19 protein-coding genes are annotated in these 15,892 nt (G+C 71.7%); 11 read left to right on the top strand and 8 right to left on the bottom strand.

From position 1 onward, the window contains the following. Positions 1-55: 55 nt before the first annotated feature. The 4 genes from HD601_RS30470 (at position 56) to pspAB (ending at position 2,737) form a co-directional block, all read left to right on the top strand. The gene (locus tag HD601_RS30470) at positions 56-850 is read left to right on the top strand and encodes a PspA/IM30 family protein (protein ID WP_184828396.1); all 795 of its coding nucleotides are present in this window, start codon (positions 56-58) and stop codon (positions 848-850) included. Further along, complete coding sequence (pspAA, locus tag HD601_RS30465) at positions 847-1,140, top strand: PspA-associated protein PspAA (RefSeq protein ID WP_184828394.1); 294 nt, start codon at positions 847-849, stop codon at positions 1,138-1,140. The genes HD601_RS30470 and pspAA overlap by 4 nt, the downstream gene beginning before the upstream one ends. A gap of 123 nt (positions 1,141-1,263) precedes the next feature. After that, the gene (gene htpX, locus HD601_RS30460) at positions 1,264-2,166 is read left to right on the top strand and encodes a zinc metalloprotease HtpX (protein WP_184828393.1); all 903 of its coding nucleotides are present in this window, start codon (positions 1,264-1,266) and stop codon (positions 2,164-2,166) included. 4 nt (positions 2,167-2,170) lie between these two features. Further along, entirely contained in the window at positions 2,171-2,737 is a 567-nt protein-coding gene (gene pspAB, locus HD601_RS30455; RefSeq protein ID WP_184828391.1) for a PspA-associated protein PspAB, read from the top strand. Positions 2,738-2,803: 66 nt separating this feature from the next. Here the strand turns inward: pspAB and HD601_RS30450 are convergent, their stop codons facing one another. Further along, positions 2,804-3,391, bottom strand: a complete 588-nt coding sequence (locus HD601_RS30450) for a TetR/AcrR family transcriptional regulator (protein WP_184828389.1) — start codon at positions 3,389-3,391, stop codon at positions 2,804-2,806. A 151-nt stretch (positions 3,392-3,542) separates the two neighbouring features. Here HD601_RS30450 and HD601_RS30445 point away from each other — a divergent pair, with 151 nt between their 5' ends. Then, positions 3,543-4,235: a hypothetical protein gene (locus tag HD601_RS30445; protein WP_184828387.1), complete on the top strand. Its 693-nt coding sequence runs from the start codon at positions 3,543-3,545 to the stop codon at positions 4,233-4,235. Positions 4,236-4,302: 67 nt separating this feature from the next. Here the strand turns inward: HD601_RS30445 and nadA are convergent, their stop codons facing one another. The 5 genes from nadA to nagA form a co-directional block, all read right to left on the bottom strand. Continuing rightward, on the bottom strand, positions 4,303-5,487 hold the full coding sequence (nadA, locus tag HD601_RS30440; RefSeq protein ID WP_221441441.1) for a quinolinate synthase NadA: 1,185 nt from the start codon (positions 5,485-5,487) through the stop codon (positions 4,303-4,305). Between the two features lie 69 nt (positions 5,488-5,556). Then, a complete protein-coding gene (locus HD601_RS30435; protein ID WP_184828385.1) occupies positions 5,557-6,399 on the bottom strand; it encodes a GNAT family N-acetyltransferase in 843 nt (280 codons plus the stop codon). Between the two features lie 19 nt (positions 6,400-6,418). Beyond that, complete coding sequence (locus HD601_RS30430; protein WP_184828383.1) at positions 6,419-7,189, bottom strand: TSUP family transporter; 771 nt, start codon at positions 7,187-7,189, stop codon at positions 6,419-6,421. After that, on the bottom strand, positions 7,186-7,875 hold the full coding sequence (locus HD601_RS30425) for an FCD domain-containing protein (protein WP_184828381.1): 690 nt from the start codon (positions 7,873-7,875) through the stop codon (positions 7,186-7,188). Before HD601_RS30425 ends, HD601_RS30430 begins: the two co-directional genes overlap by 4 nt. Next, entirely contained in the window at positions 7,872-9,107 is a 1,236-nt protein-coding gene (gene nagA / locus HD601_RS30420) for an N-acetylglucosamine-6-phosphate deacetylase (RefSeq protein WP_184828379.1), read from the bottom strand. Before nagA ends, HD601_RS30425 begins: the two co-directional genes overlap by 4 nt. A gap of 318 nt (positions 9,108-9,425) precedes the next feature. On the opposite strand from nagA, the gene HD601_RS30415 reads away from it, so the two are divergent. Then, on the top strand, positions 9,426-10,547 hold the full coding sequence (locus tag HD601_RS30415; protein ID WP_184828377.1) for a glycerate kinase family protein: 1,122 nt from the start codon (positions 9,426-9,428) through the stop codon (positions 10,545-10,547). 87 nt (positions 10,548-10,634) lie between these two features. Then, positions 10,635-10,982 carry a HesB/IscA family protein gene (locus tag HD601_RS30410; protein ID WP_184828375.1) on the top strand — a complete coding sequence of 116 codons (348 nt, stop codon included), beginning with the start codon at positions 10,635-10,637 and terminating at the stop codon, positions 10,980-10,982. Between the two features lie 50 nt (positions 10,983-11,032). Here the strand turns inward: HD601_RS30410 and HD601_RS30405 are convergent, their stop codons facing one another. Continuing rightward, a complete protein-coding gene (locus HD601_RS30405; protein ID WP_184830285.1) occupies positions 11,033-11,218 on the bottom strand; it encodes a sulfurtransferase TusA family protein in 186 nt (61 codons plus the stop codon). A gap of 32 nt (positions 11,219-11,250) precedes the next feature. Beyond that, positions 11,251-12,420 carry a cysteine desulfurase family protein gene (locus HD601_RS30400; protein ID WP_184828373.1) on the bottom strand — a complete coding sequence of 390 codons (1,170 nt, stop codon included), beginning with the start codon at positions 12,418-12,420 and terminating at the stop codon, positions 11,251-11,253. A 130-nt stretch (positions 12,421-12,550) separates the two neighbouring features. Here HD601_RS30400 and ctaC point away from each other — a divergent pair, with 130 nt between their 5' ends. From ctaC to HD601_RS30380, 4 genes are all read left to right on the top strand, one after another. Further along, positions 12,551-13,405 carry an aa3-type cytochrome oxidase subunit II gene (ctaC, locus tag HD601_RS30395; RefSeq protein WP_184828371.1) on the top strand — a complete coding sequence of 285 codons (855 nt, stop codon included), beginning with the start codon at positions 12,551-12,553 and terminating at the stop codon, positions 13,403-13,405. Further along, positions 13,402-15,132: an aa3-type cytochrome oxidase subunit I gene (gene ctaD / locus HD601_RS30390; protein ID WP_184828369.1), complete on the top strand. Its 1,731-nt coding sequence runs from the start codon at positions 13,402-13,404 to the stop codon at positions 15,130-15,132. The genes ctaC and ctaD overlap by 4 nt, the downstream gene beginning before the upstream one ends. Then, positions 15,129-15,521, top strand: coding sequence for an aa3-type cytochrome oxidase subunit IV (locus HD601_RS30385; RefSeq protein ID WP_184828367.1), 393 nt, complete (start codon positions 15,129-15,131; stop codon positions 15,519-15,521). The genes ctaD and HD601_RS30385 overlap by 4 nt, the downstream gene beginning before the upstream one ends. A 152-nt stretch (positions 15,522-15,673) precedes the next feature. After that, positions 15,674-15,877 carry a hypothetical protein gene (locus tag HD601_RS30380; protein ID WP_184828365.1) on the top strand — a complete coding sequence of 68 codons (204 nt, stop codon included), beginning with the start codon at positions 15,674-15,676 and terminating at the stop codon, positions 15,875-15,877. Positions 15,878-15,892 lie beyond the last annotated feature (15 nt).

Below are 15,892 nucleotides of genomic sequence, written 5' to 3'. Positions count from 1 at the left end.
GTGGAAACACTGTGCTCGACAGTGCCACCAGCGCGAGAAAGGGATACCTGGCCTCATGGGGATCCTCCAGCGAATGTCCATGATCTTCCGGGCGAAGGCCGAGAAGGCGCTCGACCGCGCCGAGGACCCCCGGGAGACGCTCGATTACTCCTACAAGAAGCAGCTCGAGCTGCTTCAGAAGGTGCGCCGCGGTGTGGCCGACGTCGCCACCAGCCGCAAGCGCATCGAGGTCCAGATGACCCAGCTGCAGTCGCAGTCGGGCAAGCTTCAGGAGCAGGCGCAGAAGGCACTGTCCCTCGGCCGCGAGGACCTCGCCCGCGAGGCGCTCACCCGCCGGTCCGGGCTGCAGAACCAGATCAGTGACCTCGAGGCCCAGCACCAGTCGCTGCAGGGCGAGGAGGAGAAGCTCACCCTCGCCGCCCAGCGGCTGCAGGCCAAGGTCGAGTCCTTCCGCACGAAGAAGGAGACCATCAAGGCCAGCTACACCGCCGCCGAGGCGCAGACGCGCATCGGCGAGGCGTTCAGCGGCATCTCCGAAGAGATGAGCGACGTCGGCCTGGCCATCCAGCGTGCCGAGGACAAGACGGCGAACATGCAGGCTCGTGCGGGCGCCATCGACGAGCTGCTGGCCTCGGGTGCGCTCGACGACCCCACCGGCACCACGAAGGACGACATCACGCTCGAGCTCGACCGCCTCGCGTCCACCAGCGACGTCGAGCTGGAGCTGTCGCGCATGCGGCAGGAGCTGTCCGGTGGCGCCGAGCCGCCGAAGCAGCTCGAGGGCAACGGTGCGGCCCCGGCCGCCGACGCGGCGGAGCCGCAGCGGCAGCGCGAGGAGGGTCAGCTGTGATCATCCGGATCATGGGTGAGGGCCAGTTCGAGGTCGACGACACCCACCTGACCGAGCTCAACCGTCTCGACGACGCGCTGGGCGAGGCCATCGACGGTGGCGACGACGACACGTTCCGCGCGGCGCTGTCGGCGCTGCTCGCCGAGGTACGCCGGGTCGGCACGCCGGTCGCCGACGACGCGCTGGTCGACAGCGACCTCGTCCTCCCGTACGACGAGGCGCACATCGACGAGGTGCGCGAGCTGCTCACCGACGAGGGCCTCGTCCCGTCGGAGCCGCCGGTCAAGTAGTCCCTCCTCCGCGGGGTGGGCCGGTGCTCGGCCCACCCCGGCGGTGGCGGGAACGGGGGCCGCGGGCGGCGCGTTGCACTCAGTAGGTGGGTGTCGCCCGCCGCAGGTAGGAAAGGAACAGCGTTGGCGCGCTCGAGGTTCGCCCCGGACCGCGGTCTGTCGACCCGGATGGGTCTGACGATCGTCGTCCTCGCTCTGCTCTACATCGTGCTCATCGGTGCCATCTCGTACGGCACCAGCAGTCTCTGGCTCGGCATCATCGTCGGTCTCGGCGTGCTCTGGGGCCAGTGGTACTTCTCCGACAAGCTGGCGCTGCGGGGCATGGGCGCCCGCGAGGTGACGCCGCAAGAGGCGCCGCAGCTGCACGCCATGATCGACCGGCTGTGCGCGCTGGCCGACATGCCGAAGCCGCGGGTCGCCATCGCCGACACCGACATCCCCAACGCCTTCGCCGCCGGCCGCAGTCCTGACCGCGCCGTCGTCGCCGTCACCACCGGACTGCAGCGTCGCCTCGACGAGCGCGAGCTCGAGGCCGTGCTCTCGCACGAGCTGTCTCACGTGGCGCACCGCGACGTGCTGGTCATGACCATCGCCTCGGTGGTGGGCGTGCTGGCCGGCTTCCTCACGCGCATGCTGCTCTGGTCCGGTCTGGGCAACAACCGCAGCAACAACAACAACGCCGCCGTCATGGTGCTGGCGGTCACGCTCATCGCGGCCGTCGTCTACGGCGTCAGCTACCTGCTCACGCGGCTGCTGTCGCGCTACCGCGAGCTGGCCGCCGACCGCGCCGGCGCCATCCTCACCGGGCAGCCGTCGGCCCTGGCCAGCGCGCTGACCAAGATCTCCGGCGACATGAGCCGCATCCCGAAGAAGGACCTTCGTGCGGCCGAGCCGTACAACGCGTTCTTCTTCGTTCCGGCCATCGCCGGCAAGTTCGACATCGCGTCCCTCTTCGCCTCGCACCCGCCGCTGGAGAAGCGGCTCGAGCAGCTCAGCCGCATCTCCGTCGAGCTGGGCCGGGAGTGAATTCGTGGGTCTTCTCGACGCCCTGTTCGGCCGGTCCAAGCAGGTCCAGCCCAACCTCGACGCCCTGTTCGCGCTGCCTACGGCGGCACTGACGCTGGAGGCGTCGGCGCAGATGCACCCCAGCGGGGTCGGCGCGGTCTGCTTCCGCCAGGTCGAGGGCGGCCCGTTCGCCCGCCTCAAGGCCGACGTCACCACGCTGCTCGGCGGCTCCGAGCCCGAAGAGATCCACGACGACTACGGCTACACCTGGCTGGTCGTGAAGCGCGAGCCGTCGCAGATGTCGGAGTTGTGCACCGACCTCCACGCGGTGAACTCCACGCTCGAGGAGGCCGGCTTCGGGCCGTCGCTGCTGTGCACCACCATCGGCCTGCGCTCCGAGGACGGGCGCGGGCTGGCGCTGGTGTATCTGTACAAGCGCGGCACGTTCTACCCGTTCGCCCCGCTCGACGCGCAGCGCCAGGACCGCGACAACGCGCTGGAGCTGCAGGTGCGCGCCCTGGTCGGAGGCGACCTCCCCATCGAGGCCGACGTCACCCGCTGGTTCCCCGTCTGGGGCGCCCCGGGCGTCTGACCCCGCTCACGCGCCATCGTGATCATCCAAGAAATGGGTCGGCATGACAGCCCGTTTCCAGGATGATCATGGGCGCTGAGGCGTCAGCAGTCCCGTCGTCAGCAGGGTGAGGACGCGGTCGACCTGGTCGCGGCCGGGTGGCGCGGTGTGCAGGAGCAGCCGGTAGTACAGCGGCGCGTAGAGCAGCTCCACGGCCATGCCGAGGTCGGCGCCGTCGTGCACCTGGCCGTCGGCCTGCGCCTTCTCGAGCCGCGCCCGGCACTCGGCCACCCGCGGCGCGACGATGAGGTCGAGCACCCGCCGGGCCAGCTCCGGGTCGGACTGCGCCGCCGCGATCAGCGCGGTGTACGGGACGAACGCCGGCGAGGTCATGGCCGACACGACGGCGTACATCTGGGCGCGCAGGTCGGCCACCACGTCGCCGGTGTCGGGGAAGGTGGCCGACGGCTGCGTCTGCTCGTGCAGGGCGTCCAGCACGACGGCGGCCTTCGACGGCCACCAGCGGTAGATCGTCTGCTTGCCGACGCCGGCCCGCTTGGCGATGGCCTCCATGGTCATGTCGGTGAAGCCCGGATCGCGGCAGAGCTCGATCGCGGCCCGCAGGATCGCCTGCCGGGCCCGTTCACTGCGCCGGTCGCTGTTCGGGGGTGTCATGCACCACGACCCTAGCAGAGACGAGACGTATCGTCTTGACACGCGACGAGACGCGGGTCTAGCGTCACGAAAGACGAGACGAGACGTCTCGTCTGATGAGGTCCGCGCGCCGCCGGCGCGGGCACCGTGGGCCCACGTGAAGGGGATCACCATGACCGAAGCACCGACCCGTCGCTACGCCGGCCTGTTCGGCATCGTCGCGAGCCTGTTCATCGTCGTGCAGGTGCCGTTGTACTTCCTCTACTCCGACGCGCCGCCGGACTGGAACATCCTGACCCGCAGCCTCATCGGCGTCGTCGGCTGCACGATCTACATCGTGTTCTTCATCGGCCTGCGGTACGTGGTGCAGACCGCCGACCCGGCGTACACCTGGCTGGCGACGGTGCTGCAGTCGGCCGGCCTGCTCTGGGTCGCCATGGTGTTCGTGCCGCAGTCCATGGAGGCCGGCGCCGCCATCGCCGTCGACCAGGACATCGACACCACCACCGAGGGCCCGTTCGCGGCGGCGCAGTACCTCATGCAGGGTGGCATCTCGCGGCTGCTCATGGCGCTGTTCATGATCGCCCTGGGGATCGCCGTCTTCCGGCTGCGGGTGCTGCCGCGCTGGGTGGGCACGTCGGCGTACGTGCTGGCCGCGGTGAACCTGGCCTTCCTGCCCGCGGTGTTCTTCGGCGACGACGCCGCGGACTTCTACAGCGCGCAGGGCTGGGGCACGACCGCCAGCATGGGCATGGTGTGGAGCCTCTGGACGCTGGCGGTGAGCATCAGTCTGTACCGCAGCGCCCGCCGGGTCCCCGCCGGGAACCTCCGCGCGGCCGGTCACCCTGTGCGGGCCGCTGCCTGACGCCGTCGGCAACCGGAAGCGCCCCTCGTCCCAGCACGGGACAAGGGGCGCCGGTGTCGCGGGGGAGTCAGTCCTTGACGGCGCCGCTGCCCGGCAGGGCGAGCATGCGGTCCAGCGCGACCCGCGCCCAGTGGGCGGTGTCGTCGTCGACTTCGATGCGGTTGACCACCCGGCCCTCGACCAGGCTCTCGAGCGCCCACACCAGGTGCGGGAGGTCGATGCGGTTCATCGTCGCGCAGAAGCAGACCGTCTTGTCGAGGAAGACGACGGTCTTGTCGGGGTGCTCGGCGGCCAGCCGCTTGACGAGGTTGAGCTCGGTGCCGACGGCCCAGGCCGAGCCCGCCGGGGCCTCGGCGATGGCCTTGATGATGTACTCCGTCGACCCGACGTAGTCGGCTCCGACGACGACCTCGTGCTGGCACTCGGGGTGGACCAGCACGTTGACGCCGGGGATGCGGGCCCGGACGTCGGCCACGGACTCGGCGCTGAACCGTCCGTGCACCGAGCAGTGACCCTTCCACAGCAGCATGGTCGCCGCGCGCAGCTCCTCGTCGGTGACGCCGAAGCCGGGCTTGTGCGGGTCGATGACCACGCAGTCGTCCAGCGACAGACCCAGCTGGAGGACGGCGGTGTTGCGGCCCAGGTGCTGGTCGGGCAGGAACAGCACCTTGTCGCCCTGGTCGAACGCCCACTCCAGCGCCTGCTTGGCGTTGCTGGACGTGCAGACGGCGCCGCCGTTGCGCCCGCAGAACGACTTGATGTCGGCCGACGAGTTCATGTACGTGATCGGCACGGTGCTCGACGCGACCCCGGCCTCCTCGAGCCGCGCCCACGCGTCCTCGACCTGCAGGATGCGGGCCATGTCGGCCATGGAGCAGCCGGCGGCGAGGTCGGGCAGGATCACCTGCTGGTGGTCGCCGGTGAGGATGTCGGCGGACTCGGCCATGAAGTGCACGCCGCAGAAGACGATGAACTCCGCCTCGGGGCGGGCGGCGGCGTCGCGGGCCAGCTTGAAGGAGTCGCCGGTGACGTCGGCGAACTGGATGACCTCGTCGCGCTGGTAGTGGTGCCCCAGGATGAACGCGCGGTCGCCCAGCGCCTCGCGCGCCTTGCGGGCACGCTCGACCAGGTCGGGGTCGCTGGCGGCGGGCAGGTCACCGGGACACTCCACGCCGCGCTCGCTGGTGGGGTCGGCGCCTCGGCCCAGCAGGAGCAGCGGGACGGGTGTCGACGGGGTCTGGGTCACGGTCACGGCTCGTCAGCCCTTTCTCGCCTCGGCGCTGGTGACAACACGCACCGTTCTCTCAATCGTCCCACGCGGTCAGCCGAATCCGGTCGACGGGATGTACGGCGACGGCGGGCGCATGTGGCGTAACGCCAGGTAGGAGTCCTGGTCGACGCGCAGACCAGCGGCGAGGCCGACGTCGATGGCCCACTCCTGGTCCGATGTGAGATTGCGCACGTCGACGGCGGATCCGGGCGCCGACCGGGCCAGTGCGGACCAGAGCAGCCGCTGCGCCACCGCGCGGTTGGTCGCGGCCAGCCGCGTGACGCCCCACGGCGCGACGCAGGCGTAGCCGCTGCCGGTCAGCAGGTCGCAGACCAGCAGGGTGCTGTAGCCGAGGACGTGCGCGTTGTCGGGCCGGTGCGTGGCCCCGCGCACCTGCCGGTCCACGGAGTCGACCAGGTCGAAGTCGGCCGCGGTGCCCTCGCGGACGCCGTCGACGGCGGGCAGAGCGGACCGGTCGACCACGCCGGTGAGCCGCATGGTCGGGTGCAGCGTGAACCCGGCCCGCCGGTAGCGGCGCAGCGCCTGGTGGTCCGGAAGCGAGGTCAGCATGCCGCGCAGGCAGCCGGCGCCGTAGCCGACGGCGGCGTCGAGCAGCGCGGTCCCGATGCCCCGGCCCTGGTGATCGGGGTCGACGGCGTACGCCGACAGGATCCACAGCAGGTCCCGGCGCAGCGAGATCGCGACGCCGACGACGGGGCCGGGCCCACCGCCCTCGTCGGCCACCCAACAGCCGCCCGGGTCGGTGGACAGCAGGTGGGCGGCCTGCTCGCGCCAGCGGCGGCGGTGGTCGCCGGTGCGCTCGGCGCGGTACGCGAGCGCCGTCAGCCGCTCCACCGCGTCGACGTCCTCGGGTCGCATCGGCCGGATCCGCATGCCCCCACCGTGCCAGAGGTCAGAGGTCGATGAGCAGCCACGTCGCGCAGGCGACGCCGACGCCGAGCACCGCCAGCCGCAGCCCGCGGTCGGACAGCCGCTGGGCGATCCGCGCGCCGATGATGCCGCCGGCCAGGCTGAACGCCGCCAGCACCACCGCTACCGACCAGTCGACCGGCCCGAACAGCGCGAACACCGCCACGGACAGCGCGCTGATGAGGAAGGACAGGAACGTCTTGAGCGCGTTGGCCTGCTGCAGCTTCGACGGGTGGACCAGCGCCAGCACGGCGAACAGCAGGATGCCCAGTCCCGCGCCGAAGTAGGCGCCGTACGCGCCCGCGGCGAACACTCCGCCCTCGGCGACGCCCGGCCGGCCGTCGCGCTCCGGCGAGGCCGCGGCACCGCGCGCCGCCAGCGCCCGCGACAGCCGCGGTTGCACGACGATCAGCACGCAGCTCCCGACCAGCAGGAACGGTACGACCATCTCGAAGACGCCCGGCGGCGGGAGCAGCAGCAGGACGCAGCCCAGCCCGGCGCCCACCAGCGACACGACGCCCATCAGGACCAGCTGCCGCCGCGTCACCCCACGAAGCTGGGCCCGGTAGGTGAACGCGCTGGACGCGTACCCGGGCAGCAGCCCGGCCGCCTTGGTGACGTTCGCCGTCAGCGGCGGCAGCCCCATCCAGACCAGGACCGGGAAGGCGAGCATCGCCCCGCCGCCCGCGACCGCGTTGACGATGCCGGCGAGCAGCCCGGCGGCCGCGACGACGACGAGTTCCAGGCCGCTCACGTCACTGGACCGTAGGTCTCGTCGAGCAGCCGCCGGGTGTGGTCGACGTGCTCGGCCATGCGGGCGGCGGCGCGGTCCGGGTCGGCGGCGGCCATGGCGTCGTGGATGGCCTGGTGCTGCTCCCACGACACCGGCGCGCGGTCGAGGATGATCGACGCGAGGTACCAGTCGATGCGCAGCTGCAGTCCGGCCAGCGTCTCGGCGAGCACCTGGCTGCCCGCGGCGTCGGTGACGAGCTGGTGGAACCGCCGGTTGAGCCCGACCAGCTCGCGCTTGTCGTCGCGGTCGAGCGCGGCGAAGCCGTCGGCGCAGGTGGCGGCCATGGCCCGCAGCGTCTCGGGGCCCATGTGCCGCGCCGCGAGGCGGGCGCTCTCGGCCTCGAGCAGGGTGCGCAGGTGGAACACCTCGTCGACCTCGCGGCGGGTCGGCTCGTGCACGAACGCGCCGCGGCCGGAGCGCAGCTCGACGAAGTGGCTGCGGGCCAGCATCTGCAGCGCCTCGCGGACCGGCTGGCGGCTCACCTGCAGCCGCTCGGCCAGCACCTCCTCGCGCAGGTGCTCGCCCGGCGCGAGGACGCCGTAGATGATCAGCTGCTCGAGCTCGGAGCGCACCCGGTCGCGCAGCGGCCCGCCGCGCGCGATGGGCCGCCACCCGGGCGTCCGCGTCCGCTCGCCCGCGACGCTCACGTCATCTCCTCGCGGTCGTAGACGATCTCGCCGCGGACGTACGTGGTGCGCACACCGAGGTCGGCGTCGAGGACGACGATGTCGGCGTGCTGGCCGGGGATCAGCCGGCCGCGGTCGGCGAGGTCCAGCGCCTCGGCCGGGACGACGGAGGCCATGCGCAGCGCGTCGGCCAGCTCGACCCCGCCGGTCCGGACGATGGTGCGCACGGAGTCGGACAGCCGGTGGACGCCGCCCGCGATGGTGCCGCCGGGGGTCATTGCGCCCGCCTCGCCGACGTCGACCTCGGTCCCGTCCCAGCGCCGATGCCGGCCGTGCGGCAGGCCGGACACGTCGGAACCGTCGCTGATCAGCATGACCCGCTCCCAGCCGGCGACGCCGACGGCGAACCGCACCATCTCAGGGGCGACGTGGACGCCGTCGCCGACGATCTCGCAGGTCACCCGCGGGTCGGCGAGCAGCGCCGGCACCGGCCCAGGGGAGCGGTGGTGCATGGGCGGCAGCGCGTTGAACAGGTGCGTCGCGCGGTCGACGCCGCGCGTGACGGCCGCCTCGGCCTGCTGGAACGAGGCGCCCGAGTGGCCCAGCGACGGGTGCACGCCGGCCTCGGCGAGGCGGGCGACGGCGTCCATGCCGTCGGGCAGCTCCGGCGCCAGCGTCACGACCTCGATGGCGCCGTCGCCGGCCTCGAGCAGCGCGTCGACGGCCTCGGGAGACGGCAGCCGGAGGTGCTCGGGACGGTGGACGCCGCGGTGCGCGGGGTCGAGGAACGGTCCCTCGACGTGGATGCCGATCAGGTCGACGCCGTGACCGCCGGCCAGCCGCCCGCGCAGCCCGGCCAGCCCGTCGAGCGACCGGTGCAGCTGGTCGGCGTCGGCGCCGGACGTCGTGGCCAGGCAGGACGTGACGCCGCCCGCCGCGAGCCAGCGCGAGATGCGGGTGCCGGCGGCGGCGTCGGCGGCCATGAAGTTCGCGCCCAGGCCGCCGTGCACGTGGGTGTCGACGAAGCCCGGCGCGACGATGCAGCCGGTGGCGTCGTGGACGATGTCGACGCGGATCGCGTCGGTCGGGTCGGTGCCGGCCGGGACGTCGCCGGCCGCGATGGTCTGGATGACGCCGTCGCCGAACACCACCGAGCCGGGCTCGAGGCGCCCGTCGGCCCAGAGCAGGATGCCGCCGGTCAGCGCGGTGCGCGGCGACCTGGTGCCGGACGCCCGGCGGCTCGACGCCGTCACGGCATACCCCCCAACCGCGCGGCGGGCCGGGCCGCGGCGCTCGCACCCGGCGGCGCCATCGCGTTCCCGGACTCGCAGCCGCTGGTCATGTCGTCCAGGGACGATACCCGGCGTGGCGGCCCGCCTAACCGGCCGATGCCACGGATAGTCGTCGGCCACCGTGTCACCGAGTGACTTGCGGGAGACGACACTGCTCATAGTATGAATGCATACAGGATGCAAGGATCTCTGGTCAACCCTCGCCGCCCCGGCGCGGGACAGGGCTCCGCTCGGTGGACGGCGCCGCGCCCGGCCGGCGCGATGCGGCAGACTCGGGCCATGCGGATCCTGGTTGCACCGGACAAGTTCGCCGGAACGCTCACCGCGGTCGAGGCCGCCGACGCCATCGCCGAGGGCTGGCGGCGCAGCGCCCCCGGCGACGAGGTCGTGGCCGTGCCCATGGCCGACGGCGGCCCCGGCTTCGTCGACGTGCTGCACTCCAGCCTCGGCGGCGAGCTGCTCGCGTCGACCGTCGCCGGACCGCTCGGCGAGCCCGTCCCGGCCACCTTCCTGCTGGCCGGCGGCACCGCGTTCATCGAGTCCGCGCAGGCCTGCGGGCTGGCGCTGCTGCCGCTGGGCGACGACGGCCGCACGCCGGTGCCGGGGGTGGCGGCGCGGGCGTCCACGTACGGCGTCGGCGAGCTGATCGCGCACGCCGTCGACGCGGGGGCGCGCCGGGTCGTGGTGGGGCTGGGCGGGTCGGGCACCAACGACGGCGGCGCCGGGCTGCTCGCGGCGCTGGGCGCGGTCGCGACGCCGGACGACGCGCTGCGCGGCGGACCGGACGCGCTGGCCGGGCTCACCTCACTGGACCTCGAACCGGCCCGGGCCCGGCTCTCCGGCGTCGAGCTGGTCGCCGCGTCCGACGTCGACAACCCGCTGCTCGGGCTGCGCGGCGCCACCAACGTGTTCGGCCCGCAGAAGGGCATCGTCGACGACGGCGCGAAGCTGGCGGCCGACGCGGCGCTGACGACGCTCGCCGACCTCGCCGACCGCCGGGTCGCCGACCACCGCGGGGCCGGGGCCGCCGGCGGACTGGGCTACGCGCTGCTGCTGCTCGGCGGCGTGCGCGAGCCGGGGTTCGACACCGTCGCCGGCGCCGTCGGGTTGCCCGACCTCGTCGCCGGGGTCGACCTCGTCATCACCGGCGAGGGGAAGCTCGACTGGCAGTCCATGAGCGGCAAGGTCGTGTCCGGCCTGGCGGCGCTGGCCGGGCCGGCGCTGCGGCCCTGCATCGCGTTCGCCGGCGCCGTCCAGGTCGGCAACCGCGAGCTGCGGGCCAACGGCATCGAGGCCGCGTACGCCATGGTCGACGTCGTCGGCACCGAGGAGTCCTTCGGCCGCCCGCGCGAGAGCCTCGCCGCCGTCGCCGAGCGCGTGGCCCGCACGTGGAGCCGCTGACGGGGTATGTGACGCGGAAGGAATGTCCTTCCGGCGGGTCGCGTTGTAGCGTTGAGACGTAGTCCGACCTCGAAGCAGGAGAACGAGATGACGGTTCAGGATCAGGTCGCCGACGGTGTCGTGCTGACCGACGGCGCGGCCTCCAAGGTCAAGGCGCTGCTCGACCAGGAGGGCCGCGACGACCTGGCGCTGCGCATCGCCGTTCAGCCCGGCGGCTGCTCCGGTCTGCGCTACCAGCTGTTCTTCGACGAGCGCTCGCTCGACGGCGACGTCGTCAAGGACTTCGGCGGCGTCAACGTCGTGGTCGACCGCATGAGCTCGCCGTACCTCGGCGGCGCCACCATCGACTTCGTCGACACCATCGAGAAGCAGGGCTTCACCATCGATAACCCCAACGCGGGCGGGTCGTGCGCCTGCGGCGACTCCTTCCACTGACCGACAGCGAGAGAGCCCCCGCCGTCTGACGGCGGGGGCTCTCGCGCGTGTCAGTGCAGGCGGCGGACGGTGTAGGCGTCGCCGTCGGCGCCCAGGTACTCGTGTCCGCGCATGCGGCACCAGGCGGGCACGTCCGACGCCGCCGCGGGGTCGTCGGCCAGCACCGTGACCGGCGCGCCGACCTCGACGTCGCCGATGTGCCGGGCCAGCTCGATGATCGGGAGCGGGCAGCGCATCCCGCGGCAGTCGAGGAACAGTGGGGTGTTCGTCACAGTGCCCCCAGCCCGGCCCGCAGCCGGGTGACGACGCCGGCGACGGCGGCGAGGAAGCGGTCGACGTCCTCGCGGGTGGCGTCGCTGGTCAGCGACACCCGCACGTTGCCGTGCGTGAGCGCCCCCATGGCGGCCAGCACGTGGCTGGGCCGCAGCGTGCTCGACGAGCAGGACGAGCCGCTCGAGATCGCGAACCCGGCCCGGTCCAGCTCCGTGACCAGGGCCTCGCCCTCGACGTAGAGGCACGAGAACGTCACCAGGTGTGGCAGCCGCAGCGTCGGGTGCCCCACGACGTCGACGTCGTCGAGCAGTTCGGGGACGCGGGCGCGGATGTGGTCGACCAGCTCGCGCTGCCGGTCGGCGACGGCGCCGGCCTCCTCCCAGCGGGCCCGCAGCGCCGCCGCGGCCGCGAGCGCGCCGGGGACGTTCTCGAACCCGGGCGCGCGGCCGCCCTCGCGCTCGTCCTCGGGCAGCGGGGAGCGCCAGCGCACGTTCCTGCGCACCGCGAGCACGCCGACCCCGGCCGGCCCACCCCACTTGTGCGCGCTGGCCGTCAGCACCGACCAACGTCGGGGGAGTGCGACCCTGCCGGCGGCCTGCGCGGCGTCGACCAGCAGCGGGACGCCGTGCGCGGCGCAGTGCTCGGCGACCTCGTCGACCGGTTGGACGGTGCCGACCTCGTGGTTGGCGGCCTGCAGGCAGGCCAGCAGGGTCTCGTCGCCGACGGCGTCCGCGAACGCCGCGGGGTCCACGCGACCGTCCCGGTCGACACCGACCTCGGTCGTCTCGGTGCCGGAGTGCCGGGCCAGGTGCGCCGCGGACTGCAGGACGGCGGAGTGCTCGACGGCGGAGACGGCGACCACCCGCGGGCCGCCACGCTCACGCCGTCGGGCCCCGGCCGCCCCCAGCACGCCCAGCTGGATCGCCTGCGTGCCGCTGGCCGTGAACGCCACCTCGTCGGGCCGGGCGCCGACGACCGCGGCGACGACCTCGCGGGCGTTGTCCAGCAGCATGCGGGCCCGCCGGGCCGAGCCGTAGAGGCGCGCCGGGTCGGCCCAGCCCTCGTCGGCGGCGGAGAGCAGCACCTCGCGGGCGGCCGGATGCAGCGGCTCCGTGGACGCCGCGTCGAAGTAGCCGGCCGGTGCCGACACGCCGCGCGTGCTCATCGTGTACCTCCCGGAATGACGGCGGACGGCTACCGCTAGGGTTGGGCGCGACAGGAGAAGTTTGCTCTCGCCACGGTGCCGGTTGCCAACCGCCCGCCCGGGCGAGCGGGTCGAAAGAGAAGGGCGCCTCGTGAGTCAGTCTGGCAGGGTCCGCCCGGCGCGTCGCCGGGTTGCGACCGCCGCCGTTCTCCTCCTCGGCACGGTGCTCGTGCTGGGTGGTTGCTCGGCACAGCAGCGCGACGACTGGTCGCGCCTGGCGCTCCCGGAGCCGGCCACGGAGGAGACGCCGCTGATCGGCGACCTGTGGATCGGCGCCTGGATCGCCGCGTTCGCCGTCGGTGTGCTGGTGTGGGGCCTGATCATCTGGGCGGTCATCGCCTACCGCCGCCGCAGCGACGAGCTGCCGAAGCAGACGCGGTTCAACATCCCGATCGAGTTCCTCTACACGGTCGCGCCGCTGTTCATCATCGTGCCGCTGTTCTGGTACACGGCCGACCACCAGGAGCAGATCACCGAGCTGTCCGACGACCCCGACGTCACCATCGGCGTCATCGGTCAGCAGTGGTCCTGGACGTTCAACTACATGGACGAAGAGGCGCACGACGTCGGCACCATCAACGACCGGCCGACGCTGTTCCTCCCCGTCGGCCAGACGGTCCGCTTCGACCTCATGTCGCCGGACGTCATCCACTCGTTCTGGATCCCGGCGTTCTACATGAAGATGGACGTCATCCCCGGCCACCCCAACGCGTTCCAGGTCACGCCGGACCGCGAGGGCAGCTACGTCGGCCGCTGCGCGGAGCTCTGCGGCGCCTACCACCAGTCGATGCTGTTCAACGTCGAGGTCGTGTCCGAGCAGGAGTACCAGGACCACATCGACGGACTGCGCGAGGCGGGTCAGGACACCATCATCGAGCCGCCCATCCGCGGCGCGTACGACGACGAGGTCCTGGACGACGTGAACACGGGAGGTGACCACGAGTGACCACATATCTGGAGCGCACCGCCGCCGCGGGAGCCGCCATCACGCGGCCCAAGCGGAAGGGCAACGTGGTCGTCCGGTGGATGACGTCCACCGACCACAAGATCATCGGCTACATGTACCTGATCGCGTCGTTCGGGTTCTTCCTGTTCGGCGGCGTGCTGGCGCTGTTCATCCGGGCCGAGCTGTTCTCGCCGGGGCGTCAGGTCGTCAGCGACGAGATGTACAACCAGCTGTTCACCATGCACGGCACGATCATGCTGCTGTTGTTCGCGACGCCGTTGTTCATCGGTTTCGGCAACATCATCGTGCCGCTGCAGATCGGCGCGCCGGACGTCGCGTTCCCGCGGCTGAACATGTTCAGCTTCTATCTGTTCCTGTTCGGCGGGCTGATCGTGTGCGCGGGGTTCATCACTCCGGGTGGTGCGGCCGACTTCGGCTGGTTCGCCTATGCGCCGTTGCACAACACCGTCTACAGTCCGAACGTCGGTGGTGACCTGTGGGTCGCGGGCCTGGCCATGAGTGGTTTCGGGACGATCTTCGGCGCGGTCAACTTCATCACGACCATCGTCTGCATGCGGGCGCCCGGCGTCACGATGTTCCGGATGCCGATCTTCACCTGGAACATCCTGGTGACGTCGATCCTGGTACTGATCGCGTTCCCGCTGCTGGCGGCCGCGCTGTTCGCGATGTTCGCCGACCGCAACCTCGGCACCCACATCTACGACCCCACGGCGGGTGGTGCCGTCCTCTGGCAACACCTGTTCTGGTTCTTCGGCCATCCCGAGGTCTACATCATCGCGTTGCCGTTCTTCGGCATCATCACCGAGGTCATCCCGGTCTTCAGCCGCAAACCGATCTTCGGCTACAAGGGCCTGGTGTTCGCGACGCTGTCCATCGCGGGTCTGTCCGTCGCGGTGTGGGCGCACCACATGTTCGTCACCGGAGCGGTGAACCTGCCGTTCTTCGCGGCCATGACCATGCTCATCGCCATCCCCACCGGGCTGAAGTTCTTCGCCTGGATCGGGACCATGTGGCGGGGGTCGCTGACGTTCGAGACACCGATGCTGTTCTCCATCGGTTTCCTGGTGACGTTCCTGTTCGGCGGCCTGACGGGCATCATCCTGGCGTCGCCGCCGCTGGACTTCCACGTGTCCGACACCTACTTCGTCGTGGCGCACTTCCACTACGTGGTGTTCGGGACGGTCGTGTTCGCGATGTTCGCCGGGTTCTACTTCTGGTGGCCCAAGTTCACCGGGCGCATGCTCGACGAGCGCCTGGGCAAGGTGCACTTCTGGCTGTTGTTCATCGGTTTCCACGGGACGTTCATGGTCCAGCACTGGCTGGGGGTCGAGGGCTTCCCGCGCCGGTACTCCGACTACGAGCCCGGCGACGGCTTCACCTTCCTGAACCAGTTCTCGTCGGTGTTCGCCTTCGTGCTGGCCGCCTCGACGCTGCCGTTCCTGTGGAACGTGTGGCAGACCCGGCTCGCGCCGAAGGTCGAGGTCGACGACCCGTGGGGCTTCGGCAACTCCCTCGAGTGGGCCACGTCCTGCCCGCCGCCGCGGCACAACTTCACGTCGCTGCCGCGCATCCGCAGCGAGCGGCCGGCGTTCGACCTCAAGTACCCCGAGGTCGCAGCCGTCGCCCAGGGCAAACCGGCCGGTGCCGGACCACTCACGCAGACGCTGGGACCCGCTGACGTCGCAGGGCCGGAGGAGGACAAGTGAAGATCGAAGGCATGATCTTCGCCATCGTGACGGTCTTCTTCGCGGGCGTCACGCCGGTGTACTGGTTCATGTCCGAGGACCCCACCGGCACGACGGCGCTCGTGCTGACGTTCGGCCTCGGCGGCATGATCGCGTTCTACTTCCTGCTGCTGTCGCGGCGCTTCCCGCCGCGGCCCGAGGACCGCGACGGCGAGGTCGAGGAGCTGGCCGGCGAGTACGGCTTCTACAGTCCGCACTCGTGGTGGCCGCTGGCCGCCGCCGGTGCGGTGTCGATGGTCTTCATCGGCCTCGTGTTCGCCTGGTTCATCTTCATCATCGGGGTCGCGCTGGCCGCCATGGCCGCCGTCGGCTGGGTGTTCGAGTACTACCGGGGCGAGTACGCCCACTGAGGGCCGTCACGTCGCTTTCGTCCATCGCCCGCGGGTCCTGTACCCGCGGGCGATGCGCGTTCGTGACCCTCGAAACAGGTTTCGGGGCGCCCGATCCGGGTTACCTCTGAAGGTGTCAGACGCGACAGACATCCTCGGAGGAGGTCGCGACGATGGCTCAGCCTCTGACGGCGAAGATCCGGCGCGTGGACGACACCCTGCGCAAGCTGGTCGAACGCCGCGGCGACAGCGACGACCCCGCCAACGCCCTGCGGACGGCGGAGTCGATCGACCGGTGGCTCGACGAGCGGATCCTGCTGATGCGCAGCCGCGACGGCGACCCCGAGCTCGCCACCATGGGCGAGCGGCGGAACTGACGCGGCTCTCGTTCG

This window comes from Jiangella mangrovi, assembly GCF_014204975.1.
In the GTDB taxonomy this organism is placed as follows: Bacteria; Actinomycetota; Actinomycetes; order Jiangellales; family Jiangellaceae; genus Jiangella; species Jiangella mangrovi.
This window is presented reverse-complemented; position numbering and strand designations above follow the sequence as displayed.